Below are 14,837 nucleotides of genomic sequence, written 5' to 3'. Positions count from 1 at the left end.
TGCAACTCTCATAAGAAAAACGAAACTATCTTTAATGTTTTGATACACCTCTTTTTACTTTTTATTGAAATTTACAGGTTAAAATCTTTCCGTCACCAACATAAGCTGTCAATTTTTTATTCTTGTAAATGGATATAGGATTTAAGTATAAAGCTCCATCAAGTCGTTCATTATCCCAAGTTAAACCATTGTCTTTTGATACAAACATAAAAGTCTTAGTACCTCCAAATCCGCCAAGCATATTTTCATCTATTTGAGAAGCTATAACAACCATCAGTTCATTGTACTTATAGAGATGTTTAGGGAAAACATCGGCATCATCCGAAAAATTATGGACAACTGTTGTTTGTCCATTCGTATAATGTTGTACAACAGTCTTGCCTCCTTCCTGTCCTAATAACCAAAATTCCTCATTTTCACCTACTGAAAAATCAATGATGTTTAAATCAAACTCTAACGAATCTAACCTATCACTTTTTTTATCAATTTTATAAATCCAATTATTTTTAAGATTGTTTTTATAAGAAACAAAATATAGTTTTTCATCATAGCTATGAGTTACATTAACAGGACGATTCAACTCTATTACATCCCATTCTTTACCACTATTATTTGTTTTCAAAAATTGATAGTCTAAAGGGTTTCCTGATGGTCTAAAGAAGATATATCCTCTTTCATCAGAATCAAAATAAACATCTCTTACAAAAGAATTTGGTTGATTAAATTCATATAATTCAGTAATAGATTTATCTGCTTTTGAAATTCTATATAACTTGTGATTACTAAATTTTGGATCTCGCAGCTCCTGATATTGATTTATACTTATTACATAAATATATTTATGGGTTTGACTAACCGCTTGACATTTACCAGGTATATTTTTACTAAAAGGTTTCCAGTTCTTCTCATCTCCTACAGCCGACTGTACAATTGTAATTTCACTCGTACGATAATCCATTTGATTTTCTTCTACTGCCCCGAATAAATAATGATGATGTTGATCACTTAATAGATGTGTAAACAATTCGTAACTTATATCAATATTGAAAGAATGAACAGTATAACGGTTACTTTTATCTGTTGAACAAGATATAAACAAAAGCAGTGATATTATCTTTATAAAAATTCTCATAACTCATAATTTTAAAATTCGCTTGGACTTTTAAGTCCTGGATTTTTTTGAGGATCCCAAAGCTGTGGATTTCGAGGCCTCTAACTGCCAATCACTTTAAATACTAATTTAATAATCAAAGACCAACCTTCTTTAGAACCAAAAGTATCATTCAATTTAGGTATTGAAGCCATTTTAACCAAACGCATCATTTCTAGTAGAACCAACCTTGGCCTTATCACACGGAACAGACGAATCACCTACTTTTTGCCAACACTTGCCATAATTGTACGTCTACGGAATGCTAATGTCTCTTGGAAAAGTTCCGGTTTTTATCATCTCATTAAAATAGTCATTAATATATTTCTTCCGTCTTATTGAGTAACTATTGACATCTGGGAAAGTAATATAATATATGCCTTGCATTTCACTTCTTAGCATTTCATTGACGTCGTTAGAAACTTTATTTAAATTACTGTTTGTCAATGAATAAGTACCTATAGGCAAGGTATCCAAATTCAGTACATTATTTTTAAATAAGAAATCAGCATAGTTTAGTTCCTTCACAAGTATACCTTCATTATTATAGAGAAAAATCCTTCCATCTTTCTCAAATCTGTTTACAGGATATTCTTTGGCGATTTCCTTTTGTATAGAATCCTTATTTGGCAAGTCAATAAATTCATTGTTCACCACATTCACCCAACCATATTCGTTGTTACTTGGGTCTTTAGAAAAATATATGAAATCATTAGAATAACGTAAGTACAGGTTCTCCTTTGAAAGAACCTCATAAAAAATACTGTCGTTAACTTGAAAACAAAACTTCCCTTGAAAATCACCTAAAGAGTTGTATTTTCTAATTTCAACCAAATGAATATTATTTGAGACACTATCAAAAAATACAACACTATCTTTTTCAGATAACGCAAGATATTTGAGATAAATTCCTTCTTTATTACTATTGCAGCTCGACAATAATATTAAAACCATAAGAATGAATCCAATTCTTTTATTCATTGTATTTAATATTAAATCCATTAAGAAGAAGATTAATATACATTCCCAAAACTGAACCTCAAGCTTTCTTTTATCTCGTGATGTTAGATGATGCTCTGACTCTCTTATTAGATTACCATATTTAACGAACATAGACCTTTCAATACCGTCTATTGCTTCTGAAGGTATAAACAACTGTTGTTTGTCCATTCGTATAACGTTGTAGAACAATCTTACCTTCTTGCTGTCCTAATAAACAAAATTCCTCATTTTGCCCTACTGAAAAATCAGTAATATTTAAATCAAACTCTAACTATTCTAACCTATCACTTTTTTTGCCCAATCTAAAAGGGGACTTTTTTAATTATTTTTCTGCTGTTCCTTTATTGCTTTTTCATAAAACGGAGCTATTTCCAATATAATTTTTTCTCCATTCCGAAAAACCTGTATTACAGAATCTCCCTTTACTTTACTAATAGAATCTCCAACTTGCATCTTTCCCCAAAAATATGGGTGAATTCCTTTCTCTGATCCATCTTTAAACTTTACCATAGAGCTATTATGGTTCGACTTATCTACAAATCTTCTTTCGATTATCCCATTATAACTATTTTCTATTTCGAAGTGATAATTATTTTCCAAATAATAAGAAATATCTTTTTTGTAAACCTGAAAATAAATTAAGACAGCAATTCCAAAAACAAAAGAAATTAAAAACCAGATACTTCCTTCTTTTTTTTCTTTAATCATATCTTCTTCTTTTTTAAAAAACCCACGTTTTTGTTGAACTTATCATTCCACCAGCACTTGCTCCTTTAAATTGAGCGTTAGGAATAACATCTTTTAATTGAATTCCAGGGTAATGCTCTGCTTGTGAAACAGCATTATAAATAGTCTCGCTATTATTTCATTATATTCAAAACCAATTGAAAAGCAATTACCCTTTTTGGTTAAAATCTACCCGACAATTCAAAGGGTTGAAACGACCCAATCAGAATTTCTAGATTTCCTGGTAGCAAATGAATTGATTGCTAAACTCAAAACATCAACTATCGACCGATCCATTTCAAGGATTTCACCTAAAGAAACAACCATAGCATCTTCTATTTCAATATTCTCTTCCGATCCAAAAAATTGCCAATCACCTTCTTCGTCATGGTAAACATAAACTATTGGGGAATTTTTAACTATAACATATTTAGTGGTAAAAACAGCCATATTAAGAGACAATCCATGAATTTCCTGATTATTCATTGTAATTAATTTCGTTAAGCTTTCTTTCATTGAAAATTGCTTGTGCGCATGATGAACTATTAGATCCACCCTTTAATTTAGGCTGTATACGATAATAAGTTTTTGACTAGAGAATCTGAAAGCTACTGACACAAAATTTTGAAATTATTCTTATTTCACCGATACATCTAATTCCCAAGAAAGAAGGTCATTTCTTTTTTCATTTTTTACCAAAACAGTTCGATTATCTATCCATTGCCAATTTAAATAATAAGCAAATTCACCTTGGCTTGGTTCACTACTGTAAAAAAAGTTTTCCCGATTTAATTCAACATTATTTTTATCCAATAAAACCCAAAATAATTTAAAAGTATCGATATCCCATTCGCACCATATCCCAATTTTATTTTTGCGATCTAATGAACTTTTTAATTTATCCCTTAAAAAGAAATGATATTTAATGTCATTTCTTATACAGGATTCATATGCCTGTTCTAAAGGTTCCAGTTCCCAACCCTCTCTTATCGCGATTTGCCTCATTCCCTGAAAAGTTACCTCTAACAATTTTTTTCTTCTTTCATAATCATTAGATTCAAAATACCGATTAAGGTCCAATTCTATTTTTACACTTCTTATCGCCCCAAAACTCTCAGGAACTTCTAATTTTTTTTGATAATCATCCGTTACTATGATAACACATTTCTTTACATTATTAACCTTATATTGTTTTAAAAATGACCAAAATAATTCTGACACACACCATGTCTGTTCATTAAATTCCTTAGCTTTCCCAAAGCCATGAAATGCCCTTAAATCAATTTCATGTAATCCCATTTTAATTTTTTGGTTTAGGTCTAATTTGCCCTACCGGAGAGTCACCATATATAAGTTTATGCCAATCAACTTTGCTTTGTTCCCAATTTATCGTTTATCTAAATATGGAAGGCATTAAGGACAAATACTATAAAAGTTTTATGAACAAAGTGCAAACTCCTAAAATGAGAACAACAATTTATTGAAAACAACCTTCCATTTTACCAGCAATAATTAAATCATTATCATGTTCAGAAGGTACATCCATTACCTCCTCATCAGGATCAAAACTAAAATAATACATGTCCTTATATTTTAGTAATTTAAAAGTTTCTACATTATAAAAATGTGTATTTGACTGGTAATAAAAAGCATATTCCTTTATTTCAGTTATTGAAAGTTTTAACCTAGAAACGCTGGTAAATGGATTAAAAAAATGAATGATGACATATAATTTACCATTCATCATTTCAATATTGATACCTTCAATTTTTGAATTCAACAAAAAATATTCTCTACTTAATTTACTAAATAATTCTACGTTAAATATTGATTCCATCTATTTTGATGTTAATTTGTTGGATAATGGTAATAATTTATTCTTCTTTTTTTCTAATCTAATTTTATCTTAGCTGATTCTTTATGTTTTTTCTGTCTATCTGACATTTGCTTTTTTGAGTCCATACCTTCTTAACTACAGCCATTATTTCATTTACCACATTTTCCAAACCTGTTTAATGCATCAATCAGATCCTAATCAAACTTGCTAAGAAGCTAATCCCGAACCTTACGCTAACTGATGAAACAGAATTTTCAACTTTAGCTTTCAATCCAATTTAGAATTGGCATCTCATTAGTAATTACATGTATTAAACCATCAGTATGCCTAAAAATAAAATGTTTGAATTCATTTTTCTCATAAAAACCAAAGCTCTCATTAACAATTCTATCAATGTACCTTGAATTATTCCCAATAATAAATTGACTGTTTATTCGATCTAGGCCTTCCTCTTCAATAAATTTTATCGAAGGTAAATCTGGTAAATTTTCATAATAAACTATATGGTAACCAAATTCAATTCTTAATATTTTAGTCGTGTTAATAGGATTAACTTCCAATACAAAGCCTTCATCGTCATCTAGTAAGCAAGAAAAGAAAAACTCATCTTTAAAACCTCCCTCGGGAAAACATATTTTAAAGTCATTATTAACCATAACTAAATTTAGTCTTTGAGCAACAATATTTGTGATTACTATTATTTGTTTTTTGTTAGTCCGCAAACGGTTAACCCTATGCGCTAAAATTAACAAAACCCATTCTATATCGGGTGGGGGAGAATTTTGTTTTTTTCTCTATTAAGGTACCAACCGATACCCTTCTACTCCCTTACTCGCTTTATTTAACACATCCATATACGATGTATTATCTAGTGGAAAATAGTTTATTTCCACGGAATGAAGTTCACCTCCAATATCTATTGCTTTTTCCTCTTGATAGTAAAGATATAAGGTATCTTGGCTGAATCTGTATACAAAAGGGGACAGACCTTTTATTCCGGCAATAGTGTCCCCTCTTTCTTTCAGTCTATTACGATCTTTGGATACGACTGTATATTGATAACCACCAGTCACTCCCCAATTTAGAGTATTTATGTAGAACCTCTCGCCCCGGCTCGAAACCAACTCTGTACTTCTAAAAGAATCCTGTATATCCATACAACTCCATAAAATAAGAATTGACAAAAAGCACAAAGCACAAAGCCTATTTACTATTTCCATAATTAGTTCCTTTTGAACCCCATTTTCCTGAATATACTAGTAAGCAGTAATATCGGAATTACCGAATGTACTGTTTTAAGACCTTCACTTTCTTATCGTTATTCATTGCCGGCCAAATAACTATACGATAAAAATCATCTCCCCCATCTCCCTCAACGGTATTCAAATCTTTTGAATAAACCCTAACACTATACAATCCCGGTGGCAGCTCAACTTCCTGAATCACACTTGATGTAGGACAGTCTATAACTTGCAAAACACCTGTCTCAATATCGATTTTACCTTCAACAACATGATCATACTCATCTAAGTTTCCGATTTTAGATGCATCATTCTTTATTTCCAACTGTGCTTTTACAGGACCGTAACATTCTGTCCCTACTGCTAAGATGCCCTTATCAGTGGCCATTCTTTGATAAGAAGTTGTTTCTGTCCATAAATCTACATCAGAATCTTCATCGGCTCCATTAGTCAAATAAAACTGACTGTACTGTGTATAAAACTCTAAAGGGTATATTTCCTGATCGATCATATTTTTACAAGAGCTAAGATTAAATAAAAGCAGTACCGTAAACAGCATAAAACTATCCTTGATCATCAAATTCATAATTGCTCGTCTGAAAAGTTGGTGGAACAAAGAAATCCACCCCTCCTTTTCAGTTCTTGAAATAGATCCAATATGAAAAGTCCAACCAAATCCTACCCAAGGATGTATTTTACAATCAAAAATAAAAATATACACCAGTATTTCGCAACAACGCTTCTGTAAATAACCTCTCAATATTATTTACTAAGACCTTCTGTTGTCGACCGATATTAAAAGCATGTATAAAGGTTAGAACTTTTTGGATATTATCTCTTCCCTGGATAACTTCATCTTCATAGTCGTCGATATTTGCATCAACTAAATTATTCAGGAAAGAAAAGAAACCAGATTTCTCAAACCGATAAAAATCATTTTCTGTCAAAACAATCTGTATTAACTCCTCTGGGGTAGCTAGATTATATTCGAGCCTATTGGCAGCCTCAGCATTATTTGGAACAATAACATACCTCATTTTCATAAGCCTGTTAATCAATAATATTTAAATGTGTCAATGAGTTTATCAATGCTTAGCAACCTATCTGTAGTTGGACCCTTTTTCTAATCGATTAGTCGGAATTTTATCGCACATGTCGAAGACCGGGCCCTCTTCCACAGACCTTAAATATATCATCTTTTTTGATTTTTTGCCAAGGTATATCAGATCTTGAAAAATATACTAACTTAGAGCAACAAACCGATTAATTAATTATTCATGGAAAATATAAGGATTTTCTTTTCCCTAATCCTATTTATATTAGGCAATTCATTCTTACATCAAGTACTTTCACAGGAAATAGGTGCATAGTGACCACGGTCAAAAATAACAGTTCAATGAATAACCATTCCAAGGTTGATTCTAATGTTTATATTGCGGAATTAGCAGTTCTTGATACGTTAAACGAAGAATATTTATTAAAATGGAAAATCGATTTCCAATACCTAAGTAATGAAATTCCCTCTGAACTCAGGGCAGAGATCAAGGAATCTTTAGATTTAGAAATAATATATAAGACTGACATATTGGGAAATTTTATTGGAATAGAAAATTGGGAAGTCTTATCTGGTCATGTGAACAATTACTTAAAAAGGCTGACTAAGATGATTGCTGAAAGACTTGGGCAGTCTAATAACATTGATCAGGATATGGAAAAGTTCTACTCAGCCCTTACTTCTAAAGAATCATTGGAGTATCTTATATACAAAGAGATTCCTACCTTACATTCTCTATATGACATCAGCGTACCCACTTCCGGTTCTATGGAATTCGAAAATGAGGGGACCACTCCATTTTCTAAGAGTCCTCAGAAGTTCAAAACCAAAATCACATTGTTAGATATCGACGAATATGGGCTATGTAGCCTTAAGGAAGAGACTGGGTTGGAACAGGAAAGCATGAAAAAAATCATGAGTGATTTTCTTAAAGAAAATTTACCCAACATTCCCGAGGAAAAAGAATTTAATGAAGCCCTAAAATTGATCAAATTAGATATCAGTAAAGTTAAAACTCAATCTATAGATTACAACGACGGGGTAATTCATTTTATAAATTATGATACAAGGGTTTCCATATATCTACCTGAAGGTAATCGGACGAACTATGAAACAATAAGAATAAGGCTGTTATCTTCTTCACTGGACAAAACTAAATAATCCGTTATTAGCGAGACTTGACGGAACCTATCTAAGGTGGATCAACCGAACATCGACAACCAAATCCTTGATCCTATATCACGTTGGACCTAAGGGCTTGAGCAATGACTAAACCGATTGGTTGGGTGCATATGCCTGGGATTATGCATAAATCCCTACAATGGCTGAAACGTACCCTAGAAAAATATCATGTCAATCGAAACTTCTGGAATCAAACATGTAGTTCATCTGGCGGTTACGGTTTGGGATGCTGTTTGAATTTTTTAATTCGTCCATAGGCTTATTTAAATTGCCAAAGGGCGGATAACTTTTAATATTATCCGCCCTTTAAGTTCTTCATACCCTCAATTCCGATTACCTGACCGTAAAGCCATCCCCGCATGGGGAACTTCCAGACCCTCCATACGAACCGTCCTTATTTAGGATTATGAATGGGGGCAGGTCTGCCGAAGTCAGGTTTATCCGAACGGCTCCAATGGTCTGTGTGACTATTTCAGAACCATTTGGACAATATGTATAATCATAAGCGGTGTGAACCTCAAAGTTCCAGGTACTCTGCCTGGTGAAATTTTCCCCTGGAAGATCAATGGTTAATTTCCCGTTTTCGTGAAAAGTTAGCTTCAACGCCCTTCCTTCCCAATAAAGGGGGCTTGATACGTTCAATGTCTTTCCTGCAATCATACTGTACGCCTCATTTGAAAGTTTAACCTTGAAGGAAAGTGTAACCTCCTTCCGGTTCAACTCATCATAAAATGTAATGCCATAATCTTCAAAGTACTCTGGAAGCCTGTCGATAGGTGCTTCTCCAAATGTCATTCTCTTGATATTGTGCAGGATAGGATTATTGAGATCGGTTACCGGCTGCCCTTTAAAAAGAATTTTGTAGTAATAATATATATTGCTATGGACATTTAGGAGGTCACCTTCCTTATAGCTAGTGAAACTCTTAATTTTGCTGTAGTCCGGATTATAAGTGTTGATAAATAGTATCGTATAGTCTTCGTTATATCCCTTTCTAATATCTGCGTTGACCTTAACTTCGTGCCTCTGACCAAAAAAGTCAGCATGAAGCTTGTAGTTGAAGGATTCTTCCCTTGAATCGGCAAGATCAAAATTAATGCTGTTTTCCTTAATGTCCCTTAATAGGACTTTAGAGTTGCTGACCTCAGTCACCTGCCATTTGATCTTTGTTGACTTTATGACCGATTCTTTGTTCACATAGTCGGGCATCGGACTAAAAATATTCCTAACCGGGGCCATAAGTTCGAGGATTCGATTTTTTAGGATCATAAACGTGCCCAAGTCGCCAGGAAACTGGTCAGATCCCGACAGGGTCCTTGCACGATAATAGTTTGGCAGATTATAGCTGTCTTCAGATTTTATGGTCTGTTTTGGAATATTTACTTTCTCTTTTGCCAATACCCATTTTTCGGATAAAAACTTTGAAGAATTATCCCAGGCAATTTCAATATAGGGTGCCAATTCAGCAAATAGAATATAAACGGCAACAGCGACAGATAGAGATCCTGCAACCGTTGCTGCGCCAAGTGTAACTGGAGACAAATATATTGCCATACCTGTCATAGCTGAGAAGAAACCAAAATGCAATAACGGTTTTTCAAGGCCATAGTACTGGGTGTTGATAGGTCTTGCAGCACACCCCATTTGACTTGATATGTCTCCCGGATATTGTCTTTGACAGTCCTGGCTGATAATCGTATAATCGCTTGAAGCAGCCGATGGCTGAACCATCGACATATTTACTCTTCTTGACCCCTCACCCAGTGAAGATCTTTTTTGCAAGAATGCCTGGTTTTCCTGGTCTTCAAAGTACGTTTCGTTATCCAATAGAGTCCTTTCGGGAAGAGCCTTAACAATTGATTTCACCTGAAGTATTGACTTTCTGTTGGCAGAATAGATAGCCAACGCTTCCTCCTTCTGCTGAGCTGTCAATTTTGAGAAAATCTTCAAAACATCTGTCTGGAAGCCTTTAAGCTCTTTTTTCCTCTGATCAGATATGTCAATACCGTTGAGGACCGTAAGGTCCTTCTGCAGTCCGTCAAATACCTGTTTCTCAGTCAGCGAGGTGCTTGCCTGTACATTGAGGGACAAGTTTCCCAGGTTGGTCGTAAGGGTTTGCTTTCCTACAGAGAGTTCCGGAGCCAAAAAAATCGCAGTTGTGTCGTCAACAATTTTGAATAAAATTTGTTTCCCTGCGATACTACCTGTTAGGTTCTTCTCCCTCTCTTTGATCTTCAGAACAACTAATTGGTTGGAAAGAATATTCGAATCTTCTATGGCTATTCCTTCCAAATCATTACCTTTTGGAGGGGGTTCACTTCCTCCGGATGATTCTTTTTTACAGGAAAGCAATGTGATGAATATTGTACACATTGTCAATAATCCGATCGACAAATGAGATCTAATTTTAGATTCCAGATTCATATTTCGTTAATTTTTAAGTTTGGTCCTTTCTTTAGCTAGGCGCAAAGGGAGAGGGGCCTTTAATAAATGCAATTTTACAATTATTATTTATTTTTTGTTCTCATATATTGTATAAGATTTGATAAAAAAATAAACAATAACTGACATAATATAATTAGTTACTAAAAGTAAAAAGGCTAATGTGGTGTATAATAAGGAGGCAAAAACCATGTAAAACATCGTGTGGATGGTTATTACCTATATCTCCCTACCTCCTATTCTATTATAAAATAATGATGCGGGTCTTTGAGGTGTATATTGAGTTGTGACACTCCCTCCCATTCCATTTTCGTCAATTACTGTGGACCTACTTCTTCCATGCGTGCCCTTGAAAGATCGTTGATAGGATTTATCTTGATTAGCCAAATTGTTTGTCAATCCTACTTTCGTATAAGCTCATTCTTCCACCAATAGGGCTAAATCATCCAACAGATGATTAATATCATACTTGCTAAAGTTCCTGAACTCGTCAATCATTTGGTCCTAGACCATCCGGATCAATAAACCGTATCGGATTGTTGAAGACATAGTATTAAGGACTAGTCTAGGCATCTTCTCCATTATTAAATTTTATACCTGTTGCACCATATGCTTCTAAAGCAGATTTGAGTTTTTCAGAAACAAATAACCCTCCAAGTCGAGTAAGGAAAAAATCTAATGAATTATCAAATGATTTTGATAATGCTAAAGTTTTAACTTTAACAATACCATTAAATTTCTTCATCTCATTTTCATCTGAGAATTTATGATCAATTTTAGGATTGTTAACAAAGCCACCAGACGTAAATACGGTATTTTCAAAATCGATTACGTTCCAATCCTGTAACACACAAAAAAATAGTCGATAATTATTATCTATATTTTCAGTTGGTGAATCGTAAATGACAGCCTCATAATCTTTATACTTTTGTACATTAAAGTCCTTTAATAGATCAAGTACTTTATTATGAATTAGGAAATGTACATGATTAAGATATGGAGTAAAACTCATAAAACTTGTTTTCTTTGCTGATTTCAACTTTCTAAAGCAAAACTTAAAATGCAATTCAGGATATTCCTGTTTCGCAGTAAACTCATTGTTAATAAAAAGTGATTCCAAAATTGTGTAATCTTTTTTTTGATATGCAGTATTATCCAGCTCCACTTGATAAATTCCGTTTTTGACTCCAATTACTTTCGGGTCCCAATCTAATCTAATATTGTAATACATATTTAAAATTTAAAATACTGATTTAACGTTCCACCTGAACGATAGGCATCACCAATCATTAACCGCATGTTATGTTGCAAGTTTTGCATTGAGTTCAAATTGAGATTTCCAGATTGCTTTAATAAATTTATTTCATTCATAATATAGTTATTATATGCGGGATGATTACTGTGAAATGGAGTTGGTAACTTTTTTAAGTTCCACACATTTTTTTCATCCAAGCACCTTAAAATCTGACTTGAATGTCTTGTAAACTTAAATAGAAATAATATGATGCTTTTGAAAAACTCACCAATTCGTCCTAACAGTAAACTTTGCTTGACTTTCCTCAAATTTAGTTGATACAAAAGACTACAAACTTATCTGAAAATTTCCTGTTTAAAATAAACCGGGCTCCTTATAAAGACCCTATTCTTTATTAACCATTCTTTTTTCATTAAGAAATGAAAAGCTCAATTCAACAGCCTCTCGGTCCGGTAAGCATTTAAGGTGTCCAACTGGTATCCGACTGATTATTGCCTCCAATATACCCACCATCTGAGAGAAGAGGAAGCTATCCCATCTAATGGCAGAACCGCTTGGGAGAACTGCCACAAATGCCTCGCTCCCTGACTTCCATTTAAAACTATTCTGGGGAGCCTGCTCAAGTCGCGTAATCCCTGCTAATTGGGCCTTCTTATTTTTATAGCAGTGCGTCTTTCCGCTCCAGGGAGTTCCATAGATAAAAGTCTCCCCATTTGGGAAAATACGTATCGCCGGATTATCGTCATTTAATAATTCGGTTCCTTCTATATGTGAAAGCCATAACCTACTATGGGTGCTTTTGCCCGTTCCGCTTTTACCCAAAAATGCATAGCCTAGATTTCCCTTGGTCACCACCGATGCGTGGATCAATAACGTTCTACTGTTCAGGCATGCCTGACCGAAACTTACCATAATCAGCCAACTGAGTTTGGTCGTACGGTAGACCTCCTCAATATTCAAGAAGACCTTGGAAAATGCAAAGTCTTTCGAACTCTTCATTGTCCAGATTTCCTCTGTATTATTTGCTAGAATACTGGTAAAATACGAATCCTTGCTTTCTTCCAACCGGAACCTTTCCTCCCAAATGACGGAGACGTCACTAAGTAGTTTTAGATCGTCCTGGTCGAGATCGCACTTCTCGCTGCTCACCTCTATACTGGTCAGATTAGGCCCGAATTCAGCTTCCTCTAATCTAAATGGTATAAAACTAGGTAGTGCCCTGTCCATGTCTATTCCTATTCTGTCAGCGACACGTATGATATGATCTGCAACTTTATAGTAAATTATATCGATTTTATTTCTGTTATTCATGGTTGGTCGTTTATTCAATGGTATAAATTATCTTACACATTTCATTCAGCGCCCGGTCATGGCTCACAAAGATGATGACCTTATCTTTACCTCGATCGATTAGATTGGTAACTAAACGCCTTGAAGTTGAGTCGTCAAGTGCTGAGGTAATCTCATCAAAAAGCCAGACGCTGCTGTTCTGTAAAATAGCACGCGCCACGCCGATACGCTGTGCCTGCCCCTCGGAAAGGCCATATCCCCCTTCTCCCACAATTGTATCGAGTCCCTTGGGTAGAGTATAAATATATTCAGCACAAGCTAAGTTAATGGCATCCTGAATTTCCTCTTCAGAATGTTCTGTATTATTTATCCCTAAATTATCGGCAATAGTACCACTCAAAAGTTTGTCCCCTTGGGGGACATACGCAAAATTACAGCGTAGAGCTTCAGAAATGGACCATAGCTGATCATCTTTTTGCAATAGCACTTCTCCTTTCTCGACAGGGAACAATCCCATTAAGATTCTTAAGAGTGTCGTTTTACCTTTGCCACTTGGTGCAAATATTGCCACAGGTACTCCTTTAGGGAAATCCATAGATAATTCTTTTATAAAGGACTCCTTACCATAACGAAAGGTCACATTATGCAAACAGAGCCTATCAATAGCGTCCAATTTCTTTTGGGCTGTTTTATGCTCAATAGGGACATTCAAGACCTCCATTACCCGATCCAGCGAGGAGCGGAACCGCACCATCAAAGGAACATACCTCATCAAAGTGACCAACGGGCCCTGTATCCTTCCGACAAGCTGCAAAAAGGCCGACATGGTGCCAAAAGTGATTTCTGAGGATTGTAATTTGGAAACGCCCCAGATAAACGTTATCAGGTAACTCAGCTGCATCACCACTCCCAGAGTTCCTCTTGAGAAGGTTGAGAAATCCAGTAAGTTTAACTTCTTTAAATAGATAGCATTTTGGCTATCCAGTACTTTCTGCCAGCGTGCAGATTCCCAGTTCACAGAGCGAATAAATAAACGGTTTCGAAAATTCTCCTGCATTACTTTTCCAAGCTCTCCCTCTTGTTCTTTCAATAAACGATTTAGCTTACGTAATTTTCTAAAGAAAGATTTTGAAAGCAGAATCAAGGGACAGACCCCTAACAATATAAGCGCGAGAAGCGGATCCATCCAATATAACAGAGCTATTGCAGCTAAAATTCTCACCAAGGTAATAATTGTCGATATCCAGATATTTCCAAGCACCTGTATAGTTTCCTGACTATCCGCGTTAGTACGAACCAATAGCTCACCTGTGTGCCAGTCCGAAGTTCGCATCCATTGGGCATACATCTGTCTAGAGGTTATCTGATTTTGAAGATCGATAAGCATTTTGGCTTTGGTTCGCTCATTGAGACGATTCCCCAGCAAGTTGGCTAGAAAGGAAATAAATAATGAAATTGCGACCCAATAAAGACAATCTGTTACCTCCTGAGGATTCCCGTGGATGGCGGCATCTATGGCCTTTTTAGACATCCAGATAAAAAAAAGGCTAAAAAATAAAGAGATGAGCTCTGAGGACAAAAAGCCTACCATAGAAAACCTATAGGGCTTGATAAAACTCCAACTCCAATTAAATTGTTCTTTTACCGAATGCTCCACA

Annotated in this window: 15 protein-coding genes; 1 reads left to right on the top strand and 14 read right to left on the bottom strand. The window is 34.8% G+C overall.

Going from position 1 to position 14,837, the window contains the following annotated elements; translation table 11 throughout:
* Positions 1 to 61 precede the first annotated feature (61 nt).
* From E0Y80_RS00685 to E0Y80_RS00640, 10 genes are all read right to left on the bottom strand, one after another.
* Positions 62 to 1,132: a hypothetical protein gene (locus tag E0Y80_RS00685; protein WP_156305408.1), complete on the bottom strand. Its 1,071-nt coding sequence runs from the start codon at positions 1,130 to 1,132 to the stop codon at positions 62 to 64.
* 273 nt (positions 1,133 to 1,405) lie between these two features.
* Positions 1,406 to 2,320, bottom strand: a complete 915-nt coding sequence (locus E0Y80_RS00680) for a hypothetical protein (protein ID WP_156305407.1) — start codon at positions 2,318 to 2,320, stop codon at positions 1,406 to 1,408.
* A gap of 150 nt (positions 2,321 to 2,470) precedes the next feature.
* Positions 2,471 to 2,860 carry a hypothetical protein gene (locus E0Y80_RS00675; RefSeq protein WP_156305406.1) on the bottom strand — a complete coding sequence of 130 codons (390 nt, stop codon included), beginning with the start codon at positions 2,858 to 2,860 and terminating at the stop codon, positions 2,471 to 2,473.
* Between the two features lie 219 nt (positions 2,861 to 3,079).
* Positions 3,080 to 3,364 carry a hypothetical protein gene (locus E0Y80_RS00670; RefSeq protein WP_156305405.1) on the bottom strand — a complete coding sequence of 95 codons (285 nt, stop codon included), beginning with the start codon at positions 3,362 to 3,364 and terminating at the stop codon, positions 3,080 to 3,082.
* Between the two features lie 150 nt (positions 3,365 to 3,514).
* Positions 3,515 to 4,099, bottom strand: coding sequence for a hypothetical protein (locus tag E0Y80_RS00665; protein WP_156305404.1), 585 nt, complete (start codon positions 4,097 to 4,099; stop codon positions 3,515 to 3,517).
* Positions 4,100 to 4,355: 256 nt separating this feature from the next.
* On the bottom strand, positions 4,356 to 4,715 hold the full coding sequence (locus E0Y80_RS00660; protein WP_156305403.1) for a hypothetical protein: 360 nt from the start codon (positions 4,713 to 4,715) through the stop codon (positions 4,356 to 4,358).
* A 260-nt stretch (positions 4,716 to 4,975) separates the two neighbouring features.
* Positions 4,976 to 5,467 carry a hypothetical protein gene (locus E0Y80_RS00655; protein ID WP_156305402.1) on the bottom strand — a complete coding sequence of 164 codons (492 nt, stop codon included), beginning with the start codon at positions 5,465 to 5,467 and terminating at the stop codon, positions 4,976 to 4,978.
* Between the two features lie 45 nt (positions 5,468 to 5,512).
* Positions 5,513 to 5,872, bottom strand: coding sequence for a hypothetical protein (locus E0Y80_RS00650; RefSeq protein ID WP_156305401.1), 360 nt, complete (start codon positions 5,870 to 5,872; stop codon positions 5,513 to 5,515).
* Positions 5,873 to 5,993: 121 nt separating this feature from the next.
* Positions 5,994 to 6,542 (bottom strand): hypothetical protein, encoded by a 549-nt coding sequence (locus tag E0Y80_RS00645; RefSeq protein WP_156305400.1) that lies wholly within the window; start codon positions 6,540 to 6,542, stop codon positions 5,994 to 5,996.
* Between the two features lie 115 nt (positions 6,543 to 6,657).
* The gene (locus E0Y80_RS00640) at positions 6,658 to 6,999 is read right to left on the bottom strand and encodes a hypothetical protein (protein WP_156305399.1); all 342 of its coding nucleotides are present in this window, start codon (positions 6,997 to 6,999) and stop codon (positions 6,658 to 6,660) included.
* Positions 7,000 to 7,352: 353 nt separating this feature from the next.
* Between E0Y80_RS00640 and E0Y80_RS00635 the strand changes: the two genes are divergently transcribed.
* Entirely contained in the window at positions 7,353 to 8,171 is an 819-nt protein-coding gene (locus tag E0Y80_RS00635; protein WP_156305398.1) for a hypothetical protein, read from the top strand.
* A 354-nt stretch (positions 8,172 to 8,525) separates the two neighbouring features.
* On the opposite strand, the gene E0Y80_RS00630 is transcribed toward E0Y80_RS00635, so the two are convergent.
* From E0Y80_RS00630 to E0Y80_RS00615, 4 genes are all read right to left on the bottom strand, one after another.
* Positions 8,526 to 10,616 carry a hypothetical protein gene (locus E0Y80_RS00630; RefSeq protein WP_156305397.1) on the bottom strand — a complete coding sequence of 697 codons (2,091 nt, stop codon included), beginning with the start codon at positions 10,614 to 10,616 and terminating at the stop codon, positions 8,526 to 8,528.
* Between the two features lie 583 nt (positions 10,617 to 11,199).
* Positions 11,200 to 11,865: an imm11 family protein gene (locus E0Y80_RS00625; protein ID WP_156305396.1), complete on the bottom strand. Its 666-nt coding sequence runs from the start codon at positions 11,863 to 11,865 to the stop codon at positions 11,200 to 11,202.
* Between the two features lie 408 nt (positions 11,866 to 12,273).
* Positions 12,274 to 13,200: a hypothetical protein gene (locus tag E0Y80_RS00620; protein ID WP_156305395.1), complete on the bottom strand. Its 927-nt coding sequence runs from the start codon at positions 13,198 to 13,200 to the stop codon at positions 12,274 to 12,276.
* A gap of 10 nt (positions 13,201 to 13,210) precedes the next feature.
* Entirely contained in the window at positions 13,211 to 14,836 is a 1,626-nt protein-coding gene (locus E0Y80_RS00615; protein WP_156305394.1) for an ABC transporter ATP-binding protein, read from the bottom strand.
* Position 14,837 lies beyond the last annotated feature (1 nt).

The sequence above is a fragment of the Sphingobacterium endophyticum genome (genome assembly GCF_009733535.1).
Lineage (GTDB): Bacteria > Bacteroidota > Bacteroidia > Sphingobacteriales > Sphingobacteriaceae > Sphingobacterium > Sphingobacterium endophyticum.
The sequence above is the reverse complement of the archived record's forward strand: the minus strand, read 5'-3'. Positions and strand labels throughout refer to the sequence as shown.

Excerpts from the sequence above, each read along its gene's own strand:
- E0Y80_RS00640 (WP_156305399.1), bottom strand. The coding sequence starts at position 6,999 with ATGAAAATGAGGTATGTTATTGTTCCAAATAATGCTGAGGCTGCCAAT.
- E0Y80_RS00625 (WP_156305396.1), bottom strand. The coding sequence starts at position 11,865 with ATGTATTACAATATTAGATTAGATTGGGACCCGAAAGTAATTGGAGTC.
- E0Y80_RS00670 (WP_156305405.1), bottom strand. The coding sequence starts at position 3,364 with ATGAATAATCAGGAAATTCATGGATTGTCTCTTAATATGGCTGTTTTT.
- E0Y80_RS00675 (WP_156305406.1), bottom strand. The coding sequence starts at position 2,860 with ATGATTAAAGAAAAAAAAGAAGGAAGTATCTGGTTTTTAATTTCTTTT.
- E0Y80_RS00680 (WP_156305407.1), bottom strand. The coding sequence starts at position 2,320 with ATGGACAAACAACAGTTGTTTATACCTTCAGAAGCAATAGACGGTATT.
- E0Y80_RS00645 (WP_156305400.1), bottom strand. The coding sequence starts at position 6,542 with ATGAATTTGATGATCAAGGATAGTTTTATGCTGTTTACGGTACTGCTT.
- E0Y80_RS00630 (WP_156305397.1), bottom strand. The coding sequence starts at position 10,616 with ATGAATCTGGAATCTAAAATTAGATCTCATTTGTCGATCGGATTATTG.
- E0Y80_RS00620 (WP_156305395.1), bottom strand. The coding sequence starts at position 13,200 with ATGAATAACAGAAATAAAATCGATATAATTTACTATAAAGTTGCAGAT.
- E0Y80_RS00650 (WP_156305401.1), bottom strand. The coding sequence starts at position 5,872 with ATGGATATACAGGATTCTTTTAGAAGTACAGAGTTGGTTTCGAGCCGG.
- E0Y80_RS00685 (WP_156305408.1), bottom strand. The coding sequence starts at position 1,132 with ATGAGAATTTTTATAAAGATAATATCACTGCTTTTGTTTATATCTTGT.
- E0Y80_RS00635 (WP_156305398.1), top strand. The coding sequence starts at position 7,353 with ATGAATAACCATTCCAAGGTTGATTCTAATGTTTATATTGCGGAATTA.
- E0Y80_RS00660 (WP_156305403.1), bottom strand. The coding sequence starts at position 4,715 with ATGGAATCAATATTTAACGTAGAATTATTTAGTAAATTAAGTAGAGAA.